This is a genomic window from Blautia sp. An249 (assembly GCF_002159835.1).
GTDB classification, from domain to species: domain Bacteria; phylum Bacillota; class Clostridia; order Lachnospirales; family Lachnospiraceae; genus Blautia_A; species Blautia_A avistercoris.
The window spans coordinates 20,945-47,027 of the sequence record NZ_NFJL01000003.1 but is presented as its reverse complement, the minus strand read 5'-3'; the positions used below and the strand labels follow the sequence as shown (position 1 = coordinate 47,027).

Sequence of the window (26,083 nt, the reverse complement as noted above, 5' to 3'; positions counted from 1 at the left end):
AGATCAAACATTCTTCTTTCATAAATTCCACCGCTGTTCCAGTTGATTTTCAGAACCCTTTTCTTTTTATTACGCAGGCAGTGAGCCAGGCAGACATGCTTGCATGTCTGATCTGATTATAGCAAAGACCTTATGCTGCTTCAATCAGAACCTGTCCATATCCTCCTGGGTAGCCACCACTACCATGCCGATGGTATGAAGAAGGTATTGAACCATCCAACCATTCCTTTCTAATCATAGATAGCACATTTTTCATTCAAGAATACAGCTTTGGATTAGCAGATATCAACCTAGTAACTCTATTCACACCATCTCAGAAAACAGGAAAAGCGCTGGCATCTCTTGATACTCCCGCCTGTTTTGCAATTCTGTCCAACCCCACAGCCGCAATGGTTACGATACTTTCCCCATGAATAAAATCTGTAGCACTGGCATCAAAAAGAAGATTTCCCTGCGATGGAAATTCCTCATCTCCCTCCCAAAAAAGGAATCGAACCGGAATACATTCGAATGCATTTAATTCATACCCTACATCCGACCATGTTATTTTTTTACCTCCCATCTTCTGAAGAGCTTCTTCTAATTCTCTCGTATGCTCATGGAACATTCTTGAAAAAGGATCTATGATTCCCTGCTGAAATGCCTTTGAAAACGGAGCTGTATTCTTTAATTTTTCAAACTTTACCCACTCATTTTTGAAATATGCCAACGAAGTCACATACCCGAATAAAGTGTAAATATTCAATTTTTCATAGCAGGTTACCGGCTCGTCATCCTCCATCGCCCTGATATTTCCAATATCTTTATGAATCCCCAGTTTTCTTCCAAAATGACAAATTGTCAGCCAGTCGCCTTCTTCTTTTAATTCCGGCAGCAGTATTTTTAATTTTTCCTGGTCCATATCCAGAAATTTTTCCCGCCACTGCTCACACCATTTCTCATAATTATTTGTCTCTTCTGCTTGAAACTCATTCTTCATTTCTATCTCCTCCTACTGCTTTTTTTATTTGTGCGTTCATATGCGCCATAAGCTGTGCCAGTGGCAGCTTTACAGGGCAAACGTGGTCACAGGCATGAAATTCATCACAGCCCTCATATACATACCTTCGATATTTTTTCAGCATCAAATCTTTTTCCTTTCCTTTTGAAACAGAAAAAATTCTGACAGAGGGAGCAAGTACCGCCATTCCCAGGAACTCATCTCCACCCGTATAGCTGGTACAAATTTCCAGACAACATCCACATTGCAGACATTGCGAAGCGCAATAAGCCTCCTTCTGGTTTTCCTGTTTTACCGGACCTTTTCCTTTTATCCAAACCTGCATTTTCTTTAAATTTTCAAAAACTGAACTCCTATCCACGATCAAATCCTTCACAACAGGAAATTTCTGTAAAGGCATCAGCTCCACTGTGTCCATATGAATATCCAGTTTTTCTTCACAGGCTAATGCCGGAAAACCATCGATCAGCATTGCACAGGCTCCGCATTTTCCCTGCTGGCAATTACATTCCCATTGAATAGGTTCTGCTTCTTTTCCTTCTATGTCCTTCAAGGGACTCCTTTGATTCAATTCCAAAAGCACATGTGCTATGGAAATCTGCGATTTATTTGTATCATAGCAGAACGTTTGCCAGAAAGTGTTTTCTTGCTGCTTCCGAAGAATTTTTATATATTTTCTCATCCTACATCCACCTCGTCTTCACTAATCTTACGAAACAGAATTTTCACCTTTCCCTTCTCAAACCGGGCAACCGTAATCCTCTGAAAGTCTTTTTCTTCCCTAGGATAATCTGCTCTCCAATGAGCACCTCTGCTCTCTCTTCTCTCCAGTGCCGACTTCACCATAGCAATTCCCAGAAGCAATTTATTCTGAATCACCCATGAATCTGTCTTTACAAACCATTCTTCCAATTCGCACAAAGCGCTCCGCAACCTATCTTCATTCCTCATAATCCCCATACACTTTTCAAGAATTTCTCCTAAGCGCTTTGCCTTATCCATAGCTTCTGGTGCCGAAAAATAACCGGTATCATCCTCAATTCTTTGCATTTTAAATTGCCGGATTTCCGATACCGCTGTCTCTGCTGCTTTTTGTCCTCCATAAATCGCACCTAAGATAGAATTACCGCCTAATCGATTAGCCCCGTGGTACTGGCAGGCACATTCTCCCGCTGCATATAAAAATTTTTTATTCGTGCGGTGATTTTTATCTGCTAAAATGCCGCCCATGAAATAGTGAATTGCAGGTTCCACTGGAACAGAATCTTTTTGGGGATTTATTCCCAAGAACTTTTCACACATACCCCGAAGCTCAAAAAGCTGTTCTTCCCATACTTTTTTGTTAATTCCCGTCATATCTAAATAGATGGGAAGCTCACAATCCTCTCTTTCACTGACCTCCTGCATCTTTTTCACCGCCGTGTCCCTCGTAACCAAATTCCCTTCCGGTCCATAAAAATCCTCCAGAAAATACCAGTTTTCCGTTCCTCGTTTTATAAATAACCTTCCACCATGGCTTCTGGCAGATTCGCTGACCAGCAACTTCTTCCCGGCGCCTGTAACCGCAGTAGGGTGGTATTGGATAAATTCTAAATTCCCCAATTCTACTCCCTGGCGAAATACAGATGCCGTTACGTTCCCGTCATTTTCCAGCCCGCCTGTTGCCTTTCCCGGAAACAGGCCGCTCATACCGCCAGATGCTAAAATCACCGATCCATATAATGTCATTTTCTGTCCAGAATAACAATCGCGTATGATACAACCCTGACAGTTCTCTCCATCCAGAAGCAGACTCTCAAAAACATGATGCGGCAGTCGTTCCACAATTCCCAGAACCTCTTTTTTTCTCACTTCATCAATTAACGCTGTCATAATAACCTTTCCCGTACTGTTTCCTGCAAAACTGGTACGTGCCCGGCTATGTCCACCCAACTTTCTCAATGCCGCAGTTCCGCTTTCCATCTGAAAAGGTGCCCCCAATGCTTTTAACTGCCGGATGATTTCCGGTGCGAATTGTACCATACGCCGCACTGCATCGCTATCCGCCAAATCACATCCTGCTTTCATCGTATCCTGATAATGAGAAAAAATATCCTCTGCATCCTGGGAGAGCGCTCCGCTGATTCCACCCTCCGCCAGCACGGACTGCGCCCGTTCTGACGGCTGCCTGGAAACTAAAACACATTTGCAGTCTCTCTCCGCCAATGTAAGGGCTGCGGACAGTCCCCCAAATCCCGCACCTATAATAATAATGGTTTCATTCATAATTTTTTGCCCTTTCTGCTGCCAATTCATAAAAGCTGCCATCAGCTAGGCTCAATGCAACTTTCAATTTTTCCTCCATCGAAAGTTTCCGTTTTCCCAAGTTCAACATTCTATCTTTGACTCTTCTTTTGTATTATTTTCTGGAACCCATAGTTTAGACTCTTTTTATCTCATAATGTTATTTTTAAATTAACATCTTTTCCAACAGTATAACGCTTAAAACCCTCTTTGTCAATATAATGTTATTTTAAAAATAACATTATATTTCCCATAAAAAACAGGTGAATCTTTGCTTTTTCTCTAATACAAAGATTCACCTGTTTCTAATCTGCTATAATATTCCCGAATAATATCTGCTAATGTGATCTGTTCCATTTCCCGCTCTGCAGTTTGTTGTATCTCATCATAGTATCGCTGCAGAGCAAGCTGAATATTGACTCCCGCGGCACATTCCGGATTTGTATGCGTGTCCAAATGCAACAGTGGTTTACTCCCTTCAATCGCCCGATAGACATCCAGCAAAGATATCTTTTCCGGTTCACGCAGAAGTACCGGTTTGGCTTTCCCCCGTGTCCCGGACAGCAAGCCCGCTTTTTTTAGAAGCATCATAAGCTGGCGGACATATCCCGGATTTGTATGGATGCTTTTCGCAATAGCCGTACTGCTCAGATCCATTGTGGGATTGATCACAATAAAGGCCATGACATGCACCGCGTCACTTAATTTTGTTGAAAATTTCATTTTCCCTCCTCTATGTATTTTATAAACTTCTTGTTATTCACAAAATAACATTTTGGAAGAAAATTGTCAACTGTGACTTTCCACTCCTGCTATCCTTTAAATTCTAATACCTCTAGTTTCACCCGTTTGGAAACGTGCGCTGCCAGGCACACCACTAAAAAAGAAAGTCGCTGATTCTTAATGAATCAGCGTCTTTTCTTTCTGCTTTTATTTCATAACAATATTAATAATTTTCTTTGGTACGTAAATTTCTTTTATTACATTTCCAGTCAGCTTATCTGCAATGGCTTCTTTTCCCTTTGCAATGGCTTCTTCCCTGGAGCTTTCTGCCGGGATTTCAATTACGGCTTTTGTCTTTCCGTTAATCTGTACCGGCACCTTGATTTCATCGTCTTTCATTGCCTCTTCGTCTGCTTTTGGCCACTGGGTATGGAAAACAGAATCTGTATTTCCCAGTTTCTCCCAGAGTTCTTCTGCAATGTGAGGTGCGAACGGCGCAAGAAGAATGGTTGCCGTCCTGATAGTCTCCAGATCCATTCCGCCTTCTTTCTTTGCAATCTCCATCATCTTATTGGTATATTCCATAAAACCGGAGATAACCGTATTCAGGCTGAAGCTTTCCAGACGCTGGGTAATATCATACACCATTTTATGGCGGATTTTTACCATCTCTTTTGTCTCTGCCGGATTCTTTTCAATGCTGTCGCAGGCCAGAGTCCAGAAACGTTTTAAGAAACGGTATACGCCGTCGATTCCGCGGTCATCCCACTCTGCATCCAGTTCCGGCGGTCCTACGAATAATTCATACATACGCAGGGAGTCACAGCCGTAGTCTCTTACCAGATCGTCCGGGGATACCACATTTCCTTTGGATTTACTCATCTTGATTCCGTTTTTACCGGTAATCATACCCTGGTTAAACAGCTTATGGAACGGCTCGTCAAAGTCAATTGCTCCAATATCATATAAAAACTTGGTATAGAATCTGGAATACAGAAGATGAAGAACTGCGTGTTCTACTCCTCCGATATACATATCTACCGGAAGATACTTATCTGCTTTTTCCTTGGATACTAGTTCTTTATCATTCTTATTATCCACGTATCGCAGGAAATACCAGGAAGATCCGGCCCACTGAGGCATGGTGTTTGTCTCTCTCTTGGCAGGAGATCCGCAGCACGGGCAGGTGGTATTTACCCACTCGTCAATGGCTGCCAGGGGGGATTCTCCGGTTCCGGTAGGCTGGTAGCTGTCTACCTCCGGAAGGGTTAACGGAAGCTCTTCTTCCGGTACGGGAACAGCTCCGCACTTAGGACAGTGAATAATCGGAATCGGCTCTCCCCAATAACGCTGACGGGAGAATACCCAGTCGCGGAGTTTGTAATTTACAGTCTTTCTTCCGATTCCTCTCTCTTCGATCATGGCCGGAGCTTCTTTTTTCAGAACAGCGGATTCCATGCCGTTCCACTCTCCGGAATTGATCATGGTTCCGGAAGCTTCTGTGTAAGCTTCTGTCATATTTTCGATTTCTTTTCCGTCTTTTGCAATTACCTGAATAATCGGAATCTGGAATTTCGTTGCAAATTCAAAGTCGCGGTCGTCATGGGCAGGTACGCACATAATGGCTCCTGTACCATAGTCGGCCAGTACGTAATCGGAAAGCCAGATGGGAACCTTCGCTCCGTTTAAAGGATTGATGGCATAGGTTCCGGTAAATACACCTGTCTTTTCTTTATCCTGAAGACGATCCACATTGGATTTCATAGAAGCATCATAAATGTATTTTTCTACGGCTTCTTTGTTCTCCGGGGTTGCCAGAGAGGCTGCCAGCTTATGCTCCGGCGCCAGTACCATAAAGGTGGCTCCATGGAGGGTATCTGGTCTTGTGGTGTATACGGTAATCTTTTCCTCTCTTCCTTCTACCGGGAAATCTACCTCCGCACCATAAGATTTTCCAATCCAGTCCGTCTGCATCTTCTTTACTTTCTCCGGCCAGTCCAGTTTATCCAGATCATTTAAAAGACGGTCCGCATATTTGGTAATACGAAGCATCCACTGACGGAGATTTTTCTTGGTAACCGTAGCGCCGCAGCGTTCGCAGCAGCCGTTTACCACTTCTTCATTGGCCAGTCCTGTTTTACAGGACGGACACCAGTTAATGGGGAATTCTTTTTCGTAAGCCAGTCCTTCTTTGAACATCTTTACGAAAATCCACTGGGTCCATTTATAGAAATTGGGATCTGTGGTGTTGACTTCCATATCCCAGTCATAAATAGCGGCAATGTCATTAATCTGTTTCTTAATATTTGCCACGTTCTGAGCCGTTGATTTGGCCGGATGAACGCCCATTTTAATTGCGTAGTTTTCTGCGGGCAGTCCGAAAGCGTCCCATCCCATGGGATGAATCAGATAATATCCCTGCAGCATTTTATAACGGCTCCATACGTCTGAAATTACATATCCTCTCCAGTGTCCTACATGTAATCCATTGCCGGAAGGGTATGGAAACATATCCAGACAGTAATATTTCGGTTTTTTTCCATCATTGACGTTTACCGGATTTTTTTCCCAGTTTGTACGCCATTTTGCTTCAATCGCTTTATGATTGTAAGGTACACTCATGACTTCTCCTCCTGAATTATAAAATAAGAAAAAAGAAGCCCTCTGTCGCTAATCTCTTAGAGACGAAAGGGCTTAATTTTCCGTGGTACCACTCTAATTCATCTGTCTTCTTTCTCAACAGACGCACTCATTTTCCGATAACGGGGAAATAACCGCCGCTGCCTACTCTTCTTTTCGGCAGTGAAGCTCAAAGGCCAGTTCAAAAACTTCCGCTGCTGCCTTGCACCTGCCGGCAGCTCTCTGAAAGACATCCGTTTTTTACTCTTCCTTTTCCTTGCCTTTCTCCTGTAAAACTATTGTCATTTTAACGAGCGGTTGTCTGTTTGTCAAGTATTAACCTGAGATTTTGTGGCTTTTTCGTAACTATTCAGCCGGGTAAGCGGCGGTAGAGCAGCGGCAGCTGCGAGAATCCGAGATGCATGGCTGAATAGTTACGCTTTTTCCTGTCTTTTGTACTAGGATTGTGTTTCTTCGCTTTCTGCGGCTGTTTCGTCTGTTTCCTCTTCTGTACTCTCTGTTTCTATTTCCGCCCGGGCATCCCCGGAGGCTCCGGTAACAGAGGTCACTTCACAGGCCGGTTCTCCCTCAATGTAAGTAAGAGTAATCGTATCTCCCACATCGTATTTTACAATTCCCAGAAAATCGGTAATAGGAACATCATATATGCGATCCTCATTTTCCAGCATCAGATAATAATGGGTATTTCCCTCCACGACCGCCTGGGCCATCCGGGAAATCACTCCTTTTGCTTCTTTTTCTTCTGACGACTGAGCCGCTTTCTCATCATCCAGCATTCCATTGTCTACCAGAAGTTCCAGATATTTCTCCTCACACTGGGAAACCGTATCTCCGATTGCCACGTTCTGATATTTCTGGATGTTTACCATAGCATACTTTTTCACCAGACCGGCATTATCCTTTAATGCAATCAGATATGTGGGTTCGTCTGCGATGTTTAAAAGCAGAGGGAAGGCTGCGGTATACGCCAGGTTCTGCACCTGCCCTTCCGCAGATTCCATGGCGGAAAATTCTTCCGCTCCCGGGATTTCATAGTATTTCGTTTCTCTGGTTCGCTGATTCATCAGCACAAATCCCACATTGGATTTATCGCCGCTTACAGAAGTAACTCCGGTATACACCCAGACATCATCGTCAATGGCCAGGTAATTATATCCTTCCGTTGTTTTCAGACAGCCTTTCTGTCCGAAAACGCTGTTGAAAAATCCGTTAATTAATTCTCCGTGATAATCATACATCTCAATGAGAAGATCCGCCGGATAAACCCGGTCTATCCAGGTAGGGCAGTCTTCCACATCCATATCCGTACATTCACCGGTTACAGCGTTGCACAGAACCACTTTTCCGATGGTCTGGCCGCCGAATAAGCCGATAGTATATTCTTTCACCGGACAGATCCAGAACGGAGTTCCCTCTTCATCAATTTCAAAACTGATCTGATCGAAAATGTAAGTTGGATAACGGAATCTTAAATGCCGGTAAATATTCCGGTTAAAATATTCCGATTCCGTATATTTCATTCCTTCTTTTAACTTCACCAGTTCTGTATTCTGGGTTGTCATGTCAATGGTGATGTAAGCCGGAATTCCCTCTTTCTGATTGGTCAGCCATTTAATGGGGCTTGCATAGGTAAGAGGCGTTACACGCACCGGTCTCCCCTGATAATTAATCTGGGAGTAAATGGAACTTACTTCGAACTGGGATACCATATCCACCATGCTTCCCATCTTCCTGTTTCCCAGAAGTGTGGCAGAGTCCTTGTCTAAAATAGGAATCTGATTGTAGCTGATCTGCTCAATATCTTCTGTGAAATCACTGGTCTCAGGAGTTATCAGTTCCCGGTATTTCTTTGCATTTATAATCGGGGAAGACAACAGTGTCCCGATTAAATAGACGGCCACTACGGCCACAATGATTCCGAGGCCGGCTTTGATTACCTTATTGGTTTTAAATTCTTCCGGAGAGCGCACTTTCCGGATGCCGTAAAGAAACAGACATAATACCAACAGTGCAATCAGGAAAATCCAGAAACCTGTGGCGTGAATGTTAATCGCAGGAATCGTCACGTAGTAATAAATTCCCGCAATAATCAGAACAGCTAAAACGGCAATGATCTTTCCTTTTTTACTTTTCATAGTCTCCTTCTTTCTTTTCGTCTTTTATCTTAAAAGCCCTTCTATGGTATCATTTTTCCCGTAGAAATACAATTAAGATTCTATAAATATTTTCCAGGAGAAAAACATACGGAAGGCTGTCGCACTACTGCGGCAGCCTTCTATAAAATCCCCCAATTTCAAAGAAATAAAACTGTATTAATCGTCTGCTCCTTCTTCCACTTTGCTTGCTCTTGCGGCAATCTCTTTCTCCTGAATATCATTTGGAGCCTGCTCGTAGCGGGCGAATTCATAAGAAAATTCTCCGCTTCCGCCGGTCATGGAGCGCAAATCTGTGGAATAACCGTATATCTCAAGCATTGGTACATCTGCTTCTATTACAGTAAGACCGCTCTTTTCCGGGGACATTCCCAGAACACGGCCACGGCGCTTATTCAAATCGCCCATAACGTCTCCGGTATATTTATCCGGAACTGTTACTTTCATAGATACAATCGGTTCCAGAAGAACCGGAGATGCCTCCATAAATCCCTTCTTAAACGCTAAAATAGTTGCCATCTTAAAGGCCATTTCGGAAGAGTCTACGGTATGATAAGAACCGTCATATAAGGTAGCTTTCACTCCTACTACAGGATATGCGGCCAGTGGTCCTTTCTGTACACATTCCTGAAGACCTTTTTCCACTGCCGGGAAGTAGTTCTTGGGAACGGCTCCGCCCACTACAACCTGTTCAAAGATGTATGGAGTCTCCAGATCGCCGGACGGCTCAAAACGCATCTTTACATGACCATACTGTCCGTGTCCTCCGGACTGTTTTTTATGTTTGCCTTCCACATCGGAATTTTTGCGGATAGTCTCACGGAAAGGAACCTTCGGTTTGGAAAGCTCAATTTCCACTCTGTAGCGCTCTTTTAATTTGCTGCAGATAATATCCAGATGCTGCTCGCCCATACCATAGAGAAGAGTCTGGCGGTTGGCAGAATCGTTCACATTGCGGATGGTCAGATCTTCGCTCATCATTTTTGCCAGTGCCTGGGAGATCTTATCTTCATCTCCTTTGTTCTTTGCACGGTATCTCTTATATGTATAAGGAACGGAAATGGCTGTCTTCGGATACAGGATTGGATTTGCCTTGGTAGATAAAGTATCTCCGGTCTGTACGCTGTTTAATTTTGCAATTGCTCCAATATCCCCCGCATGCAGCTCCGGAACTTCCACCGGTTTGGAACCTTCCAGCACATACAGCTTATTCAGTTTCTCTTCTGTTCCTTTTTCTGTATTATACAGAACGTCGTCGGATTTAATAACGCCCGATGCCACTTTCACCAGGGAATATTTACCCAGGAAAGGATCTACGATAGTTTTCCATACATAAGCAGATTTTGCTTTTGTGAAATCATAGTCCGCAGAGAAAATTTCGTTGGTCTTCTGCATGATTCCTTTGCATTCCCGTTTATCCGGTCCGGGGAAGTAACCGCAAATATCATCCAGAAGATTGGATACGCCCCGCAGGTTGATTGGGGATCCCATACATACCGGAACAATGCTTCCGTCCTGAATATTATTGGCTAATGCAGCGGATACTTCTGTAACAGAAAATTCATCTCCCTCAAAATATCTTTCCATGAATTCCTCACTGGTTTCTGCCACAGATTCCATTAAGATTTCATGATATTTATCCAGGTATTCCTGAAGATGTTCCGGAACCGGGCATTCCTGTTTTCCGGCTTTATCCACGTATTTTCTTCCGGCCTGTTTTACCACGTTTACGTATCCCACGAATTTTCCGTCTTCACGAATGGGGAAATGCAGAGGCGCAATTCTCTTTCCATATAATTCAGTAAGGTCTTCTACTACTTTCCGGTAGCTGACATCGTCCACGTCCATGTCTGTTACAAAAATCATACGGGGAAGTTTGTATTTTTCACATAACTCCCAGGCTTTCTGTGTTCCCACCTGTACGCCGGCTTTTCCTGATACCACGATAATTGCGGCTCCTGCTGCGCTTACGGCTTCTTCTACTTCTCCCACAAAATCAAAATATCCGGGTGTATCCAGTACGTTGACTTTCATTTTGTTCCATGGTACTGGTACCAGAGTTGTGGAAATAGAAAAATGTCTCTTCATTTCTTCTTTATCATAATCGCTTATGGTATTACCGTCTTCCACTTTTCCAAGCCGGTTCGTAACACCTGCTAAATATGCCATTGCCTCCACTACTGTGGTCTTTCCTGCTCCGCCATGACCTAATAAAACTACATTTCTTATTCGGTCGGTTCTATAAACGTCCATCTGTAATACCTCCCTGTAGTATAATATGTTCATATTTTACTAAAAAAGTTGAGTAATTTCAAGTAAATTATATAATTTTAACAACTTTTTTTCGTGATATTTTTCCGATTTCTTTAATTTTTGCTGTGCAATTGACATTTATAGCGGATTCTCTTAAAATAAACCATGCGCGTTAACGTATTATAGAAAGGATGCATAAAACTTCAATGAATGTAACAATTGGCTTTATTGGTTTAGGTTTGATCGGAGGCTCTCTTGCAAAGACCATCCGGAAATATCATCCGGAGTACTGTCTTCTGGCCTACGATGTAAATAAAGAGGCACTGGCAAGCGCCCTTTCTGACAACATTATCAGTGGTGTCTGCGAAGCAAAAGACCCACGTTTTAAAGAATGCGATTACATTTTTCTGTGCGCCCCCGTTTCCTGCAATCTGGAGTATCTGAAATACTTAAAGCAGGTCATCAAAGATACCTGTATTATCTCTGATGTGGGAAGCGTAAAAGGAATTATCCATCAGGCAGTAACGGAAATCGGGCTGGAGAAGAATTTTATCGGCGGACATCCTATGGCCGGTTCAGAGCGCAGCGGTTTTGAACATGCCAGCGATCATCTGTTTGAAAATGCCTATTATATTTTGACTCCTTCTGAAGAAATTTCTCTGGATAAACTGTCTTCCTATACGGATTTGGTGACTTCTTTCGGCGCCATTCCTTTAGTCCTCACCTATGAAGAACACGATTATATCACTGCGGGAGTCAGCCATCTTCCGCATATTATTGCTTCTTCTCTGGTAAATCTGATTCATTCGCTGGACAATGAAGCCGAATATATGAAAATGATTGCAGCAGGAGGATTTAAGGATATTACGCGAATTGCTTCTTCTTCCCCTGTGATGTGGCAGCAGATTTGTCTGGAAAATCCCGGAAATATCTCCTCTGTCCTGGACGATTATATACGGATGCTGATTCAGATTCGCTATTATATTAATGAAAAAGACGGGGATGCTATTTTCCAGATGTTTGCAGATTCCAGAGACTACCGGGATTCCTTCGATACCGTTGCCCATGGTCCTTTAAAATCTTCCTATCGTCTTTACTGCGATATTGTAGACGAGGCCGGCGGAATCGCTACCATTGCAACGATACTGGCAATGGATAAAATCAGTATTAAAAATATCGGAATTATCCATAACCGGGAGTTTGAAGAAGGCGTTTTAAAAATTGAGTTCTACGATGAAGCCGCCCTGGAAAGGGCAGCCGCTCTGTTAAGAAAACGAAATTATATCATTTACGATTCATGAGGGAGGATCTTATGGTTATCAAAAAAGTATCCCGCCTAAAAGGGGAAATAACAGTTCCGGGTGACAAATCGGTTTCTCACCGTGCCGTAATGTTTGGTTCCATTGCCCGTGGAACTACGGAGATCACCGGGTTTTTAAAGGGTGCAGACTGTCTCTCTACCATTGACTGTTTTCGGCAGATGGGGATTGACATCTCTGTTCAGGGAGATCAGGTACAGGTACATGGAAAAGGTCTGCGGGGTCTGAAGAAACCATCTCAGATTCTGGATGCGGGAAACAGCGGAACTACGGTGCGTCTGCTTTCAGGAATTCTGGCCGGACAGGATTTTACCAGTGAAATCACCGGAGATGCTTCTATTCAGAAACGGCCTATGCAGAGAATTATAACTCCTCTGGAACAGATGGGAGCTTCTGTTTCCAGCCAGAAAGACAACGGCTGCGTGCCCCTCACCATCCAGGGAGGAAACCTTCATGGAATTCACTATATTTCCAAGGTAGCTTCCGCCCAGGTGAAATCCTGCGTCCTGCTTGCCGGCCTGTATGCGGACACTCCTACCAGTTTTACTGAACCTTCTCTCTCCAGAAACCATTCGGAACTGATGCTTCGTCACTTCGGAGCGCAGGTCGCCTCCCATGGCACCACCGCCACCATTCTTCCGGATCCCTGTCTGGAAGGACGCAAGATTATAGTACCCGGAGATATATCTTCTGCCGCTTATTTTATCGGCGCCGGACTATTGACTCCGAATTCTGAGATTTTAATTAAAAATGTAGGGATTAATCCTACCAGAGACGGTATTTTAAGAGTACTTAAAAAGATGGGCGGGGATGTTACCCTTTTAAATTCCCGTCTGGCCGGGGAAGAACCGGTGGCAGATCTGCTGGTTCGCTCTTCCGAACTGCATGTTGCGTCCATAGAAGGCGATCTGATTCCGACACTGATTGACGAAATTCCGTTAATTGCTGTTCTGGCCGCTTATGCAAAGGGAACCACGGTTATCCGAAATGCAGAAGAATTAAAGGTCAAGGAATCCAACCGTATTGACGTAATGGTCGATAATCTCTCCCGTATGGGTGCGAAAATCTCCGGAACCAAAGACGGGATGATTATTGAAGGGGGACATCCTCTTCACGGCGCACAGATTGATACGCACCTGGATCACCGGATTGCCATGAGCTTTGCCGTGGCCGGACTGATCTGCGAAGGTGAGCTGACCCTTCAGGGCGCAGAGTGTGTAAACATTTCCTATCCCGATTTCTATCAGGATTTATACGGTCTGTCTGAATAGTATATAAGGATGTCCCTTTCCTGTGAATTCTTGGTTCAACAGAAAAGGGACATCCTCTTTTTATACAGGGACTTTAAAACAGCATTTTCACTCTTTTTCCACGATATCTGCCGGGTTTGCAAAAGAACAGGGGACGCCGCACATGCATTTACCACAGGCATCGCCATCACCAATGGGGTATCTGGGAACAATTTTATCATAAATTTGTTCATTGCACCGAAAACGATCGTACACGGTTTCGAGCCCCTGTAGGGAAAAAGCCTGATTGACGCATCTGTCCATACATTTTTTACAGATGCCTTGGCGTTTATAAAGGCAGTATTCCTCTTCCTTTCGACGGGTAGGAGAAAGTTCCATATCTGTTATGACGCTTCCGATCCGTCCGCAGCAGCCCTGGCTGGTAATTAGAAGCTGATGAATTCCAAATTTTCCGATGCCTGCAATATATGCGGAGCTTTTATGGGACCATTTGCTGACCAGTCTTTTCTCATCGTACTGATAGGTAGGCGGCAGGTTGGAGGCGTGCCATCCCATATCCGTTATGGTCCGGTACAGCTCATGGCAGAGATCACGGATAAGCTGATTGGTTTCAATACATGCATAGTCCCATTCCCGCGAACTTTCCTCACCTGAAATATTACTTTTTATAATCTCTTTAGAGAAGGGAATAAAAAATACAATCACGGATCTTGCACCGGGAACGATTTCTGAAGGAAGAGCGTGGCCGGGGCAGATTTTTTCTTTCAGTTCCCTGTACAATGGGTCAAGGGCGTCTGCCACTCCGATGACCGGGCTGCGCCAGTGCGTTTCCGTGTGATGGAGTTTCTGGTACGTGCTTACAAAATCTGTAATTTTCTGTTCTATCATCAGCCGTTTCTGTGTCATATTACAGTACCTCCCGGAAAAATAAAATCAATTTCAATTTTCTCGGTTCTTAAAACTGGAATTTATTTACTTTCTAGCTTGTAGTTCAACAAGTGCTGCATAATGCTTAATATCAAATTCTTCTGGTGCTATTTCTGAAAGCATTTTTAGATGTTCAGCCTCCCATTCTTTCAATTCTTCTTTAGAAAGTGAAGCGCCCACACCACGACAGGCTTTCATTCTTCCATTCCATGTATCTCTGGAAAAATGCACATTCAAAAGGTATTCTTCACGGTAAAGCACCTCAAAACACAATTCATAACAATCTGGAATTTGAATTGGATGAAGCGTTTCCCCTGCGCCACTCCATTTCGGGCTATATTTCAAAACAAGCTCTTCGCTTTTTCCAGCTATTTTATCCTCATAGGGAAGCCATGCCATATACAAAACCAACAATTTACCATTAGGTTTTAACATTCGATATAAGTTTGACATGACATTTTTATGATCGAAATACCAAAAACACTGACATGCGGTAATAACATCAAAAGTTTCCTCCGGGAAATCTATGTTTTCTGCTGCTTCTACAAAATAATCAATACCCATTCCCACCGATAACTTTTTTGCTTGCTGAATATCTGTACCAATCCATTTTGCCCCATAAGAATACATATTTCTCGGCAGAACACCTGTACCCGTGCCGAGATCTAAAACCTTTTGTCCATCTTTGCACAATCCTAAGTCAAGAATCTTTTCATAAAATTCTTTTGGATAAATATCTCGATATTTTGCATATTCAGAGGACACTTTTCCCCAATCAAATCCCTTTCCATTATCTATCATTTTATTTTTGATAATCAAAGGGCAAACACTTCTCTTTCTTTATCTATTGCTTTTGCCATTTTGGAATCCTCCTTTTTCGTTTTTTGTTACTTTCTGCATATTGTGTTTCCTAAAATGATAATTACAACGACATCAACCAAAATAATCCCCAGTGAAATATATACAAAAAATGCTGGTAAAGCATTTTCAAACAATCCCATAATCAGAAGAAGAATTGCTATAACAGACATTCCTATTCCCATTGTTCGACATAACTTCTTTTCATTATATTTTGCCTTTTCTTCTTTAGAAGCCATATTGTATCCGGAAATAAAACAGCTCCCATGCCCAGAAACCAAAATAATAGAAAGTACAGCAAGTATAAAAAAACCAATCCATACTATCCAATCTGGTCCCGTTGATAAATCCGCCAATTTCATTTTAGATATCCCTCCACAACTTCTAAATTTGTCTTCCTGATTTCTTTTATTATACCATTCGTTTCTTTCTCTGTCATTGTATTTGATATTATCGCAGCAAAGACATACTTCCGGCATTTTCTTTCCCAGGGTAATTCCCATAATTGCCGCCGTATTTGCAATCAGGCCCATAGGCAGATGTTCGTCAATCACCATCACACATTTTTCATTTTGCAAGTCCATTTCGATTTCCTTCTTTCCTAAATTGTTTTCTTTCGGAGAGCAGCAACCCGGCCAGTGTCAGAACGGTTCCGGTCCCGGTCAGCCAGGTAAACGGCTCGTGCAGGATAAGTACAGATGCCACCACCGTGATAACAGGAACCAAATAAATATAAATGCTGGTCTTTACTGCTCCCAGCAGCTTAACCGCAAAATTCCATGTAACGAAGCAAAGTGCTGACGCCCCAAGCCCCAAAAAGATTATGTTCAGCAAATAAGTCAGATTGGCAAATCGCCTCAAATCTAACTTGAAATCAAAGAAGAACAGTGCCGGTATCATAAATAGTACCCCGTAGAAGAACACCCGTCTGGTGGTCTGGATGGTATGGTATCCAAAGTCACTAATCTTCCTTGTCAGGATGGAATAACAGGCCCATAAGAGAGCAGCCAGCAGCGCCAGCAGATCCCCCACGGGATTGAGCTGCAAAGAGGAACCGTTGAAACTGATCAGCGCAATTCCCACCATGGCCACAAGAAAGCCAATGAAGAAATTGGCCCGCAATTTCTCGTCCTGTTTCAAAAAGATATGGGACAAAATTGCGGTAAAGAAAGGGGCAACGGAAATAATTACTCCCACATTGGAGGCCATCGTATAGGTCAATGCGATATTTTCCAGCAGATAATAAAGGCACACGCCGCACAGCCCCGCCCCGGCGAAGGAAAGTTCCTGCCTGCCCGTCGTCTTTGGCATACGGTGAGGATAAACGATTAAAAGTGCCAACAGTCCCATGACAAAACGGAAAAATAAGATTTCTATGGGCTGAAAGTCTGCCAACAGCACTTTTGTAGAAATAAAAGTGGTTCCCCAAATCAAAATCGTAAGCAGCGCAGATACGTGCCCGATTGCTTTATTATGCTCCATGCCGTTCCCCTCCTGTTTCCTCTTTCTTTAGGAATATTTCACGGTAGGCGCCGGGAGACAGACCAATAAAACTGTTAAAATAATTGGTGAAATGGCTTTGATCGGAAAAACCCGTCTGCATAGCCGCCTCAATGGGGGCAGCGCCCTGTTCCAATAATTTTTTTGCTGCGCCGATCCGGATATTTTCCAGATAGCGGTACGGCGTAACGCCTTTCGCTTTTGCAAAAGCCCGAAGCAATGTGGATTTACTTAAATTCGCACTCCGGCAGATCTGGTCTAAGTAAATGCGCTCGGTATAATGCTGCTCCATAAAGGCGCAGGCTTTTTCAATTTCTTTCCGGCACTCTGGAATACATTCTTCAAAAGGCTGTCCGTAACGCTGAATCAGAACTGACAGCAACAAAAGAAGATGCTCTTCTTTGTCAAATTCCATAGAACCGTTCATGATCCGTTCATGGAGAGGTCTAAGATAACAGGTAATTTCTTCATCAGAAATGACCGTCTTTGAAAAGCCCGGTAGTAAACGCTTTCCGGTGACTTCCCCAGCCAAATCCAGCATGGTTTCCTTTGTGATATTAAACCCCCGATAATCCAGGGTTCTGTCATCGGTCTGGACACAGGCGTGATTATCGCCAGGATTGAACAGAACAATATCGTTTCGACCAATGGTGTACTCTCGATTTTTGCAGGACAGGCACCGTTCTCCATCTTCTACAAATCCGATGACATAGTATTCATGGAAATGGTTCGGAAACGGCTGCACAATTCCTTCAAAGCGGTAGGCTTCGATACGCAGTTCATCATCGTAGACCACCGTTCTTGTTTCTTTCTTCATGTGCATTTCCTCCTTAAACGTTTCCATTGTATCACTGTGAATTTCAAAAGGCTTGTAAAATATCTTCATTTTACATCATAGAAAAACCGCCGTTATGGTATTACCCATAGCCGCGGCATACATAGCATTTGTAGCTGCTAAATTAATGGTTGTATTTTTTTGATTTGTTTAAAAAAATATAAATTCCAATCAATACCAAAGTAGTGATTCCAAGTATCATATACATTGTTTCAATATTTACTTCACTTCCAAAAAAATAAAGATTACAATCAAGGGAATCTTTTAATTTCTCAATAACCTCTGTTGGAATACCTTGATTTTGCATTTCGGCAAGTGCCCCCTGCATTGTATGATTTCGGATAAGTGATGTACCATAAGTCCCCGGCAAAAATGAAATTATTTTCTGCAATCCTTCGCCAAATGAAGAAATAGGCATATATGCACCACAAATGAACCCATATCCCGCACTGATGATTGTACCTACCGCTGAAATTTGTCCTTGTGTTGATAAGAAAAAATTAATAATCGACGATAATGCTGTTCCAAACAAAACGAGGAGTAAAATATCAAGAAATAAAAAGAGTACATCTGCGAGTGACATATACCAACCGACAATAGCCACATAAGCAAGGCAGATACCCGTTGCAGCAAAGCAAATAATAAGTGTTGAAAGCAAAGTTGCAATATAATAACTCAGCGAAAGCGCAGCTGACTTCACAGGAGATATTCTTAAATCTCTTATCGTACCATTTGCTTTATCTTGCACCATTAAAAAATTAGAACAAAAAGCAACCGTTACACACGAAACAGCAAGAATAGATGAGATAAGTTGACCGCCTACCAGTCCCTCTATTATACTTTCTGATAGTTTTAATGAGTTAGGTAAATTAGATACAAAACTATCCCGATACACATTCCCAAGAAAAGTCACATAAAGTACAAGCAATATAGCAGGCGTTATCAAAGAGGTAAAGAACATTCCCTTATCTTTGAAAAACAATTTGATGTTTCTTTTGATAAGAATGAAAGCCATACTCATTTTTCTGCACCTCCCACCAATGTTTTGCCTGTAACAGCAAGAAAAACATCGTCCATTTTTCCTTTTGTTATTTCGTAATCATTAAACAACTGCGGATTACGAATAATCAATTCAGTTGCAGCCTTTGTATTCGGGACAGAAAGCCGATAACCGTTTCGGATCTGCTCATATTCTACATTAAGTGCTTTAATAGCCTTTTCATCTACACCGTAAATGGTGATGTAATCTCCAGTATAGATATTTTTTAATTCAAGCGGAGTACCCTCTGCGGATATTTTCCCATCATCAATAATTACAACATAATCCGCTTGTGCAGCTTCTTCCATATAATGCGTAGTTAAAAATACAGTCATATTTTCATCTTTGCGAAAATTTGATATAACATTCCAAATCAGTCGGCGTGTCTGCGGATCAAGCCCTGTTGTCGGCTCATCAAGAATAAGGATTTTAGGTTTATGAAACAAAGCCCTTGCAATATCAATTCTCCGGCGTTGTCCTCCTGATAATTTACCAACGGTGCGTTTCAACAAGTTTTCAAAATCTAATATTTGGGCAAGTTCCGTAAGCCGTTTCTTAAATTCCTTTCCAGTAATGCCATATAAAGCGGCACGGCTTTCCAAATTATCATAAACAGAAATGGCTGAATCCAAGACAGATGATTGAAAAACCACACCCAGTTCACGCTTAATATGGTCCATATCCTTATCTAAATCGTGTTTATCAATAAAAACGCTTCCACTGTCTTTTGACAGTTGTCCGCACATAATATTGATTGTAGTTGATTTTCCTGCCCCATTGATACCAAGAAAGGCAAACAACTCCCCTTCTTTCACACGAAAACTCAAATTCTGAACAGCATTTACACTTCCAAAACTCTTGTTAAGATTATTGATTTGAATAATATTGCTCATTCAATTGCCTCCTATTTTATTATCCTCTGTCCAGACAATCAAAGAGAGACCGTCAAATTCTTCGATATTTCCATTATCCATTTTGTTTTTAAAATACCACTCCACAATGGTTTGATCACCTTGAAAAAAAACTGTTTAATCTCCCAAAGAAGAACCCTTCCGCGCGTATTCCATTCATCAAACCATAATCGGATTATTTCTTCTCTCTCGTTCATAAGGCACCTTTTTCTCATTACGTTATACTCCTCTCTTTACTATTGTTAATTTTCGCTTTAAATCCCGGTCTTCTATAAAACTCGGATTTAATGTTACAAATTTATAGCCATAATATATTCTTCATTATTTTCATTAACAACAGTAAATCCAGCTTTCTTATACATTTTTACAGCGTAATTACTTTTCTGAACAGATAAAGAAATTTTTGGATAACCAGCTAATCTTTCTACTGACAATAGTTGTTTCAATAATGAAGTTCCGATTCCTAATCCTCTGTATTTTTTATAGATAGACATAGCAAGGGATGGAGTATCATTATCAATATGTCCATAGTCATTCATTATTCTAGCCCAAATAGCTCCTACCACATTCTCTTGAATTTCTGCAACTAAGGCTTTATCATGTTTTCGTTTTCCAAAGTCAATGATATATTCTTGTAATTCAGGACAACCTATTATGGATTTGGGTGGAGCTTCAATACCGTCTGGAATATAAATCGCTTCGTATAAAAAATTGTCTAACAAACAATATTCTTCATTTCTCATTTCTCGTATTACATATTCCATCTGCTCACCTCTTTATGATCTAAATTCTCCGACCCAAACTACATTCCTGTCTCCACATCTCCCGAAAGTTCCAATTTTGAGAAACCGGGATTGCTGTTATTGCTGAAATATAAAATCACAAATTATATCTGCGGCCTTTTCCGCGTTGGAAAAGAGAGCCGGGTGGCCTCCGTCCGGGAACAGATATACGGAAGCCTTTGAAACCATAGATGCCATTTCTCTATACTCTTTTTCAATGTCGTTTCGGCAGCTTTCGTCTTCTAAACTTCCCATGAATAAAACAGGCGTTCTTAATTCCTCCAATGGCTTATGGAACAGCGGACGCTTTTCCCACGCGCACTTCAATAATGCTTCCGTATCAAGCTCAACTACCTTTTCCCAGTCTGCTCCCTGACACCATTCGTAAAATTGCCTTGACTGTGTATTTTCTTTTGCCGCTTTCCTTTCAGCTAAAAGGTTAACGGAAAAATTTTGATCAAGAGTGCGTCCGTCAAAACTGTCTGCTACGACTGCCCGAAATAAGTCGGGACGTTCCAGTGCCGCATTAACAGCCACCCATGCACCGCCGCTTGTTCCGATAAGGCTGACCTTCCCGCATCTCAAGTGTTCAGCGAGGGCAATCGTCTGCAAGGCTTCATCATACCACATATCAGGCGAAAATTTCTTTACCCGGTCTGACTGCCCGTTGCCTAAAAAATCAATCAGAATACATCTGAAATTTTCCACATACAGCGGCATGAGGAGCTGGGACATTTTAGAAGAAGCAGTATTGCCATGCAGGAAAATCACCGGCTCGCCCTGCCCGTATTCTTCATAGTAAATAGATTTTTCCCGGTATTTAAAATATGCCATTATCTCACCCCTTCTTACGCTTTTATCGGTTTACTTCCTGTTGGGCTTTCTTTTTATTCCCAACAGCCTGACAAAATCCTCAAACAAAGCTGTATCCGTTGGCTCAAACATCAGCCATTTTCCATCATGGTAGGTTTTAGTTTCATCATAAATTTTTTGAACTTCTTCTGAATAACTATTTCTATCTGCATCGAATTTTAACCGTTCATCTTTCCCTAAGATAATCATAAATCCTACACAGTTTTCTCTTGCGTACAACGCACAAAGTGTTTTCCCGCCGCGACGGTATTTATACTCATAAGTCCACGCTTTACCGCCTTTGTTCCACAAGCATTCCATGTCATACTTTTCATCAATTAAGGTACACAGTTTATTCCATATATCATACAATGATCGCCCTACCAAAGCAGTCATTTCCTCCGCATCAGGTATTTTATCCAGCATACTTATTCCCCCTAGCGCGTTCTTTTAAATTCGTTTCGCAATCTCCAAAGCAATATAGAATTTATCCATGTTATGGTTGGCATCGTTGAATCCTTCCATCTCATATTTATCTTCCGACAGCACATCCCCCGTCACAAGAAAATCATATAGATCAAAGCCGTAGAAGTCACAAACAGACTGCACACCTGCCAGCTCCATATCTACCGCAATACAGCCTAATAACAAATCTCCCTTGAGTTTTTTCTTTATCAAGACTTCCCGCCGAGCCAAACATGATAAACTTCTCAGCACCGGTCAGCCAATTTGCCTCAATACAATATTCGGATGTTCCCGTTGCACCGATCGCGGATAAATAGAAGGCCATTTCCTTTCCACTATAGCTGAATTTATAGATGGGAACAGCCCCGTTCGGTGCATTGATTTCCGCAATTTTTGTACAAATATAAGTGGTGAGTATTGTCTCGTAAATCTCTTTGGAAAAAATGATAATACAGGTATCGAGGATCTTTTTTCTCTCTCCATAAAAATCCTGCAGCGTAAATATAGGTTCAGTTTTATCGTCAAATGAATCCGTAATCATACTCTTAATCCTTCCCTGTCCTGTGATAGTTAGGTATAGTCCTGCTTGTCCTTTCGGCAGCCTCTGATTTTCTCAATTCTACAAGCTGGGAGTTCCTCAAACGCCTTGTCTTTACATTTTAGGCATAGGCGCGGTATAAAAACCTAATTTATGGAAATTATACCAGTCTGATATTTTATCTTCACTTGCTACATTTAAAGCAGACAAAATCTCTTTTGCAAATTCCATCGGTGCCGTACCGTTCGCGGTTATTATATTTCTGTCTCTAACCGCCTGTTTCGCAATATACTTTGTTTCCCCTGCATAGGAAGAGCCAGCCCATTGTTTTAAGTCATTTACATCATTACCTGTATGTATCACATCATTCAAAACACCGGCTTTACCTAAAAACGCAGATGCATCACAAATCCCGCCTAATACTTTGCCTTTTTGATAACACTCTTCTACAAGTACTTCTATTTGCTGTGTATTTTCTGTTCTCCATGTCATTCCGCCAATTAAAACCAGTGCTTCATAATCCTTTGGAACAGATTTAATATCATAATCGGGCAATACCCGAAAACCACCTATAGACTGGACATAATCTTTCGATAATGATACTGTTTTTATATCGTACTGCCCTTGTCCTAACATAGTTATTGCAGACGATAAATATGCAGCTTCCCAATCCGCATATTGCTGTAAAATCACAAATAAAATCGTTTTTTTCATTTTAATATACTCCTTCATAACTTCTAATTTTCTCAGTTCTACAACCTGGGATTTTGTTATTTAGATTTATCCTTAAAGAAGCCAATTAAAATTAAAGCAATACCGAGAATTGCTATTGGAATATAAATAATATTAGGTATATGATAAACAAATCTATCAATTCCAGACATAACAATATAAATAATAATTCCCACACTGATTAAAATGCTTTTATCTTTCATAGTCGGTCTCCTTTACAACTTCCAATTTGTCTTTGTGTACATTGTAGCATGATATTTTAATATCGTCATTTCTTTTCTGCTTTTTAAAATACTAAAACATACGAGTCTCCCTCAGAGTACAGGTTCTTCCTGTTCAAACTGTCTGAAAAAGTGCGTTGAAAATAATCCTATCAGGCATACAATCACTCCGCTTGGAATCAGTACCCAATAGGCGCTGTCCGTAAACTGATCGAACAAAGCTCCGTAAATAATCTGTCCCACCGGCTGTGCACACATAGAGAGGGTAAATACACAGGACATTACCTTCCCCATCAAATGCTCCGGCGTCCGTTCCTGTATGATAGAAATAGCATAGGTAGAAAACAGGCTGCAGCCAAGCTGGCAGACGCTGAACATTACCAGCAAAATCAGGTAACGGGTAAAATCAATTGCCGGCAACAGAAACGCGATTCCACACGGAATGAGGCATATCCCAAAGGATATTAAAACAATGGCAAGATGGTGCGCCTGGAGCTTTTTCGCCAGTATCACAACACACAGACTTCCTAAAATGGAGGCAACACCCATAGCACTTTCTGCAATTCCATAATGAGCAGCGGAGAGCCCCAGCACAGTGCGGACTAAATAGGGAAGACCTACCACAGCAATACCCGCCACAAACAGGCTTACCGCCGCCGCCAAAAGAAGAAGTTTCATAATCCCCGGCTGTTCCCGACGTAAAAAATGCATACTGACAGAGAAATCTTCCCTGATAACTGCACCAATCCCTGTTCTTTGTCCCGGCTTTTTGTAATCCAGTTGAATAAAGCATTCCAGTAAAGCAGTCAGAAAGAAGCATACGACTGCTGCACAAAATACAGTCCGGATTCCGAATGCGGTATAAAAAAAGCTTCCCAGAAACGGAGTAATCAGAGATGTTATTGAGGCCACCTGACTGATAACAGCATTTCCTTTAATGATATTATCCCCGGACAGCATCTGCGGTACACAGGCCTGCACAGTGGGCGATTCAAAAGCGCCCAATACCGACAGAAAAATCAGCAGTGCGCCAATGACAAAAATATCCTTCCCCATTGTAATAACAAAACCGGCAATCAGTACCGACATTCCAGAAAGAGCATCCAATGCAACCATGATATTACGACGGTTTGCCCGATCTGCAAGAATTCCTCCAAAAGGGGATAAAAAGATTACAGGAAGCATAGACAACGCCAGCAATCCCGCAAAAACCGACGCAGATCCGGTCTGCTCCAGTACGTACATGGACAGGGCAAATTTTAACGTGTAATTGCCAATCAGGGAACTGACCTGCCCTAAAATTAAAAAAGTAAAATTCCTTGTAAAAAGTTTCCGATTCATTTCTTTGTCTGTTTTCATTTCTCCTCCTTTCAATACCATACGACGGTATGTAAATAAATAAAAAAATTACTCATCCCAAATGAGTTTTCTTTTACATTCGTTTGGTATGTATTATATTCTACGTCACCTTATCTGTCAAGATACATTCGTTTGGTATTTAAATCCGGAAGAATTTCCCATTACATAAAAAAGAATCCTGCTCGCAGGATTCTCCGCCTGCGGCGGGGCGCAAAGCGCCTTCTTCCACTCCGACGCAGTGCGATCCACGCGGAGCGTTTTGTTTAATAGGGAACGCAGCTTCCTATTAAACAAAAAAGAATGCCGGACATAAGGACTCTGACATTCTTTTCGTTTACTTTGTTATTCTGTTTCTTTCGTATACAGGTGTTTTGGCAGCTTTATTTTTTCTCTGACATTTTTTCAATAAATTCTTCCACCAAAACGTAGATAGAATCATCCATAAGAGGAACTCCCATTTTCTCCAGCATATCGCCAAGGAAATAAAACTTCTTCTTCATTCCTTCTTTATCAGAAGGAAACACCGATGGCAGCAGCCACAGGCTGGTAAGGAGCGGTATGAGTTCCGCAATTTCCCTGACATACTCTGTATGCAGGGAACCGTCCCTGTTTCCCTCTTCCAGCAGCTCCTGAAAATATGGAGTCAGAATACGCCGGTTAGATTCGATCATTTCCACCAAAAGCCGGGGATTTCTCGTCAGGGGAATGGATTGTATTGTCATATTGGTCTGGTTCTCATCCGCCTGATTCAGATGAATGGCCTCCCGCAGTTTCTGCAGGCCGTTTAAGTCCGAACGCTTCCGGACTTTCTCAAAAGGATTATTTGCTGAAAACATCCGGTCGCCCACCGCATCCATAATTTCCTCTTTAGACTTAAAATGATGATAGACCGCTCCCTTGGATAATCCATCCAAATGATCCACAATGTCCTGAATGGTGGTGTTATCATATCCTTTTTCTAAAAACAGCCGCTGCGCCACATCCAGAATTTTTTCCACGGTTACCTCGGGGTATTTGTTTCGTGCCACAGGATCCCCTCCTTCTTCAACATACGTCTGGTATGTATGAATTATACCGTTCACTGTATGGCCTGTCAAGGTGCCTGTCGATTCCGGCTGTATCATACTCTGTCTTTTCTTTCAATATCATAAATATCTCCAAACGGAATTTTTGTATTTACTACTTTCAATATCCCCGCAGTGGGATCCATGCGGGATACCATCCCCGTAACTTTTAAGTATTCTCCCCGGCAAAAGTAGATCACGGAAACCATATCCTTTCGCTGAATCCCGTGGAGCTTCCGATCCAGCACTTCCCCGTATTCTTCAGACAGCTCCCTCTTTGGCACTATAATCTTCTCTTTCCTGCGCAGCGCCTCCGGATACCCTTTTAATGCAGCAAAAGGCATAAACTGCTTTGCACGTTCCTCACGGCTCATTTTCC

Annotated in this window: 26 protein-coding genes, 2 pseudogenes and 1 other annotated feature; of the genes and pseudogenes, 2 read left to right on the top strand and 26 right to left on the bottom strand. The window is 42.1% G+C overall.

Translation table 11 applies throughout. The annotated features are described in order from the left end of the window. Window positions 1-313 precede the first annotated feature (313 nt). The 7 genes from B5F53_RS04125 to B5F53_RS04095 all read right to left on the bottom strand — a co-directional run bounded on the left by B5F53_RS04125 (window position 314) and on the right by B5F53_RS04095 (window position 11,052). Window positions 314-979 carry a DUF3786 domain-containing protein gene (locus tag B5F53_RS04125; protein ID WP_087220199.1) on the bottom strand — a complete coding sequence of 222 codons (666 nt, stop codon included), beginning with the start codon at window positions 977-979 and terminating at the stop codon, window positions 314-316. After that, a complete protein-coding gene (locus tag B5F53_RS04120; RefSeq protein WP_087220196.1) occupies window positions 969-1,682 on the bottom strand; it encodes a 2Fe-2S iron-sulfur cluster-binding protein in 714 nt (237 codons plus the stop codon). Before B5F53_RS04120 ends, B5F53_RS04125 begins: the two co-directional genes overlap by 11 nt. Beyond that, window positions 1,679-3,265 carry an FAD-dependent oxidoreductase gene (locus B5F53_RS04115; RefSeq protein ID WP_162610523.1) on the bottom strand — a complete coding sequence of 529 codons (1,587 nt, stop codon included), beginning with the start codon at window positions 3,263-3,265 and terminating at the stop codon, window positions 1,679-1,681. The genes B5F53_RS04120 and B5F53_RS04115 overlap by 4 nt, the downstream gene beginning before the upstream one ends. Before the next feature lie 300 nt (window positions 3,266-3,565). After that, window positions 3,566-4,006 carry an Rrf2 family transcriptional regulator gene (locus B5F53_RS04110; protein WP_087220189.1) on the bottom strand — a complete coding sequence of 147 codons (441 nt, stop codon included), beginning with the start codon at window positions 4,004-4,006 and terminating at the stop codon, window positions 3,566-3,568. A 207-nt stretch (window positions 4,007-4,213) separates the two neighbouring features. Beyond that, a complete protein-coding gene (leuS, locus tag B5F53_RS04105) occupies window positions 4,214-6,628 on the bottom strand; it encodes a leucine--tRNA ligase (RefSeq protein ID WP_087220186.1) in 2,415 nt (804 codons plus the stop codon). A gap of 55 nt (window positions 6,629-6,683) precedes the next feature. After that, window positions 6,684-6,912 (bottom strand) — a binding site (T-box leader). 171 nt (window positions 6,913-7,083) lie between these two features. Next, a complete protein-coding gene (locus tag B5F53_RS04100) occupies window positions 7,084-8,781 on the bottom strand; it encodes a hypothetical protein (RefSeq protein ID WP_087220183.1) in 1,698 nt (565 codons plus the stop codon). A 177-nt stretch (window positions 8,782-8,958) separates the two neighbouring features. Continuing rightward, complete coding sequence (locus B5F53_RS04095; RefSeq protein WP_087220180.1) at window positions 8,959-11,052, bottom strand: elongation factor G; 2,094 nt, start codon at window positions 11,050-11,052, stop codon at window positions 8,959-8,961. Between the two features lie 206 nt (window positions 11,053-11,258). On the opposite strand from B5F53_RS04095, the gene B5F53_RS04090 reads away from it, so the two are divergent. Both B5F53_RS04090 and aroA read left to right on the top strand, forming a co-directional pair. Beyond that, window positions 11,259-12,353: a prephenate dehydrogenase gene (locus B5F53_RS04090; protein ID WP_087220178.1), complete on the top strand. Its 1,095-nt coding sequence runs from the start codon at window positions 11,259-11,261 to the stop codon at window positions 12,351-12,353. A gap of 11 nt (window positions 12,354-12,364) precedes the next feature. Next, the gene (gene aroA / locus B5F53_RS04085) at window positions 12,365-13,642 is read left to right on the top strand and encodes a 3-phosphoshikimate 1-carboxyvinyltransferase (RefSeq protein ID WP_087220175.1); all 1,278 of its coding nucleotides are present in this window, start codon (window positions 12,365-12,367) and stop codon (window positions 13,640-13,642) included. Window positions 13,643-13,729: 87 nt separating this feature from the next. On the opposite strand, the gene B5F53_RS04080 is transcribed toward aroA, so the two are convergent. The 19 genes and pseudogenes from B5F53_RS04080 to B5F53_RS04000 all read right to left on the bottom strand — a co-directional run bounded on the left by B5F53_RS04080 (window position 13,730) and on the right by B5F53_RS04000 (window position 26,078). Continuing rightward, on the bottom strand, window positions 13,730-14,527 hold the full coding sequence (locus tag B5F53_RS04080; RefSeq protein WP_087220172.1) for an epoxyqueuosine reductase: 798 nt from the start codon (window positions 14,525-14,527) through the stop codon (window positions 13,730-13,732). A 66-nt stretch (window positions 14,528-14,593) separates the two neighbouring features. Then, complete coding sequence (locus B5F53_RS04075; RefSeq protein ID WP_087220169.1) at window positions 14,594-15,367, bottom strand: class I SAM-dependent methyltransferase; 774 nt, start codon at window positions 15,365-15,367, stop codon at window positions 14,594-14,596. A 68-nt stretch (window positions 15,368-15,435) separates the two neighbouring features. After that, complete coding sequence (locus B5F53_RS20810; protein WP_087220741.1) at window positions 15,436-15,768, bottom strand: DUF3784 domain-containing protein; 333 nt, start codon at window positions 15,766-15,768, stop codon at window positions 15,436-15,438. Window positions 15,769-15,876: 108 nt separating this feature from the next. Further along, window positions 15,877-15,990 (bottom strand): annotated as a pseudogene (locus tag B5F53_RS20805) (DUF2000 family protein); the annotation flags it as partial. Further along, window positions 15,974-16,888 carry a DMT family transporter gene (locus B5F53_RS04060; RefSeq protein WP_087220166.1) on the bottom strand — a complete coding sequence of 305 codons (915 nt, stop codon included), beginning with the start codon at window positions 16,886-16,888 and terminating at the stop codon, window positions 15,974-15,976. The pseudogene B5F53_RS20805 and the gene B5F53_RS04060, both read right to left, overlap by 17 nt. Next, entirely contained in the window at window positions 16,878-17,723 is an 846-nt protein-coding gene (locus tag B5F53_RS04055) for a helix-turn-helix domain-containing protein (protein ID WP_087220162.1), read from the bottom strand. The genes B5F53_RS04060 and B5F53_RS04055 overlap by 11 nt, the downstream gene beginning before the upstream one ends. Window positions 17,724-17,865: 142 nt before the next feature. Further along, window positions 17,866-18,762, bottom strand: coding sequence for an ABC transporter permease (locus tag B5F53_RS04050; RefSeq protein WP_204246904.1), 897 nt, complete (start codon window positions 18,760-18,762; stop codon window positions 17,866-17,868). Next, complete coding sequence (locus B5F53_RS04045; RefSeq protein WP_087220159.1) at window positions 18,759-19,673, bottom strand: ABC transporter ATP-binding protein; 915 nt, start codon at window positions 19,671-19,673, stop codon at window positions 18,759-18,761. The genes B5F53_RS04050 and B5F53_RS04045 overlap by 4 nt, the downstream gene beginning before the upstream one ends. A gap of 12 nt (window positions 19,674-19,685) precedes the next feature. Next, window positions 19,686-19,858 (bottom strand): annotated as a pseudogene (locus B5F53_RS04040) (nuclear transport factor 2 family protein); the annotation flags it as partial. 123 nt (window positions 19,859-19,981) lie between these two features. Continuing rightward, window positions 19,982-20,455, bottom strand: coding sequence for a GNAT family N-acetyltransferase (locus B5F53_RS04035; RefSeq protein WP_087220156.1), 474 nt, complete (start codon window positions 20,453-20,455; stop codon window positions 19,982-19,984). A 96-nt stretch (window positions 20,456-20,551) separates the two neighbouring features. Then, on the bottom strand, window positions 20,552-21,307 hold the full coding sequence (locus B5F53_RS04030) for an alpha/beta fold hydrolase (RefSeq protein ID WP_087220153.1): 756 nt from the start codon (window positions 21,305-21,307) through the stop codon (window positions 20,552-20,554). Window positions 21,308-21,337: 30 nt separating this feature from the next. After that, the gene (locus tag B5F53_RS04025; protein WP_087220150.1) at window positions 21,338-21,751 is read right to left on the bottom strand and encodes a DUF3788 domain-containing protein; all 414 of its coding nucleotides are present in this window, start codon (window positions 21,749-21,751) and stop codon (window positions 21,338-21,340) included. A 24-nt stretch (window positions 21,752-21,775) separates the two neighbouring features. After that, entirely contained in the window at window positions 21,776-21,934 is a 159-nt protein-coding gene (locus B5F53_RS20275; protein WP_242970240.1) for a hypothetical protein, read from the bottom strand. Next, window positions 21,918-22,331 carry a hypothetical protein gene (locus B5F53_RS04020; protein ID WP_242970239.1) on the bottom strand — a complete coding sequence of 138 codons (414 nt, stop codon included), beginning with the start codon at window positions 22,329-22,331 and terminating at the stop codon, window positions 21,918-21,920. The genes B5F53_RS20275 and B5F53_RS04020 overlap by 17 nt, the downstream gene beginning before the upstream one ends. A 111-nt stretch (window positions 22,332-22,442) precedes the next feature. Next, complete coding sequence (locus tag B5F53_RS04015; RefSeq protein ID WP_087220147.1) at window positions 22,443-23,042, bottom strand: type 1 glutamine amidotransferase family protein; 600 nt, start codon at window positions 23,040-23,042, stop codon at window positions 22,443-22,445. Window positions 23,043-23,098: 56 nt separating this feature from the next. Next, entirely contained in the window at window positions 23,099-23,263 is a 165-nt protein-coding gene (locus B5F53_RS20070) for a hypothetical protein (RefSeq protein WP_204246903.1), read from the bottom strand. Between the two features lie 111 nt (window positions 23,264-23,374). Beyond that, window positions 23,375-24,640, bottom strand: a complete 1,266-nt coding sequence (locus tag B5F53_RS04010) for an MFS transporter (protein WP_242970238.1) — start codon at window positions 24,638-24,640, stop codon at window positions 23,375-23,377. Window positions 24,641-25,020: 380 nt separating this feature from the next. After that, on the bottom strand, window positions 25,021-25,668 hold the full coding sequence (locus B5F53_RS04005) for a TetR/AcrR family transcriptional regulator (RefSeq protein WP_087220731.1): 648 nt from the start codon (window positions 25,666-25,668) through the stop codon (window positions 25,021-25,023). A 92-nt stretch (window positions 25,669-25,760) separates the two neighbouring features. Beyond that, window positions 25,761-26,078 (bottom strand): YolD-like family protein, encoded by a 318-nt coding sequence (locus tag B5F53_RS04000; RefSeq protein WP_087220726.1) that lies wholly within the window; start codon window positions 26,076-26,078, stop codon window positions 25,761-25,763. Window positions 26,079-26,083: the final 5 nt, after the last annotated feature.

Coding starts and splice junctions, on each gene's coding strand:
- aroA (WP_087220175.1), top strand. CDS start 12,365: ATGGTTATCAAAAAAGTATCCCGCCTAAAAGGGGAAATAACAGTTCCG.
- B5F53_RS20070 (WP_204246903.1), bottom strand. CDS start 23,263: ATGAAAGATAAAAGCATTTTAATCAGTGTGGGAATTATTATTTATATT.
- B5F53_RS04030 (WP_087220153.1), bottom strand. CDS start 21,307: ATGGCATATTTTAAATACCGGGAAAAATCTATTTACTATGAAGAATAC.
- B5F53_RS04090 (WP_087220178.1), top strand. CDS start 11,259: ATGAATGTAACAATTGGCTTTATTGGTTTAGGTTTGATCGGAGGCTCT.
- B5F53_RS04010 (WP_242970238.1), bottom strand. CDS start 24,640: ATGAAAACAGACAAAGAAATGAATCGGAAACTTTTTACAAGGAATTTT.
- B5F53_RS04100 (WP_087220183.1), bottom strand. CDS start 8,781: ATGAAAAGTAAAAAAGGAAAGATCATTGCCGTTTTAGCTGTTCTGATT.
- B5F53_RS04020 (WP_242970239.1), bottom strand. CDS start 22,331: ATGATTACGGATTCATTTGACGATAAAACTGAACCTATATTTACGCTG.
- B5F53_RS04015 (WP_087220147.1), bottom strand. CDS start 23,042: ATGAAAAAAACGATTTTATTTGTGATTTTACAGCAATATGCGGATTGG.
- B5F53_RS04000 (WP_087220726.1), bottom strand. CDS start 26,078: ATGAGCCGTGAGGAACGTGCAAAGCAGTTTATGCCTTTTGCTGCATTA.
- B5F53_RS04025 (WP_087220150.1), bottom strand. CDS start 21,751: ATGCTGGATAAAATACCTGATGCGGAGGAAATGACTGCTTTGGTAGGG.
- B5F53_RS04035 (WP_087220156.1), bottom strand. CDS start 20,455: ATGGAATATGTAATACGAGAAATGAGAAATGAAGAATATTGTTTGTTA.
- B5F53_RS04055 (WP_087220162.1), bottom strand. CDS start 17,723: ATGAAGAAAGAAACAAGAACGGTGGTCTACGATGATGAACTGCGTATC.
- leuS (WP_087220186.1), bottom strand. CDS start 6,628: ATGAGTGTACCTTACAATCATAAAGCGATTGAAGCAAAATGGCGTACA.
- B5F53_RS04115 (WP_162610523.1), bottom strand. CDS start 3,265: ATGAATGAAACCATTATTATTATAGGTGCGGGATTTGGGGGACTGTCC.
- B5F53_RS04060 (WP_087220166.1), bottom strand. CDS start 16,888: ATGGAGCATAATAAAGCAATCGGGCACGTATCTGCGCTGCTTACGATT.
- B5F53_RS04125 (WP_087220199.1), bottom strand. CDS start 979: ATGAAGAATGAGTTTCAAGCAGAAGAGACAAATAATTATGAGAAATGG.
- B5F53_RS04045 (WP_087220159.1), bottom strand. CDS start 19,673: ATGAGCAATATTATTCAAATCAATAATCTTAACAAGAGTTTTGGAAGT.
- B5F53_RS04050 (WP_204246904.1), bottom strand. CDS start 18,762: ATGAGTATGGCTTTCATTCTTATCAAAAGAAACATCAAATTGTTTTTC.
- B5F53_RS04110 (WP_087220189.1), bottom strand. CDS start 4,006: ATGAAATTTTCAACAAAATTAAGTGACGCGGTGCATGTCATGGCCTTT.
- B5F53_RS04120 (WP_087220196.1), bottom strand. CDS start 1,682: ATGAGAAAATATATAAAAATTCTTCGGAAGCAGCAAGAAAACACTTTC.
- B5F53_RS04080 (WP_087220172.1), bottom strand. CDS start 14,527: ATGACACAGAAACGGCTGATGATAGAACAGAAAATTACAGATTTTGTA.
- B5F53_RS20810 (WP_087220741.1), bottom strand. CDS start 15,768: ATGAAATTGGCGGATTTATCAACGGGACCAGATTGGATAGTATGGATT.
- B5F53_RS04095 (WP_087220180.1), bottom strand. CDS start 11,052: ATGGACGTTTATAGAACCGACCGAATAAGAAATGTAGTTTTATTAGGT.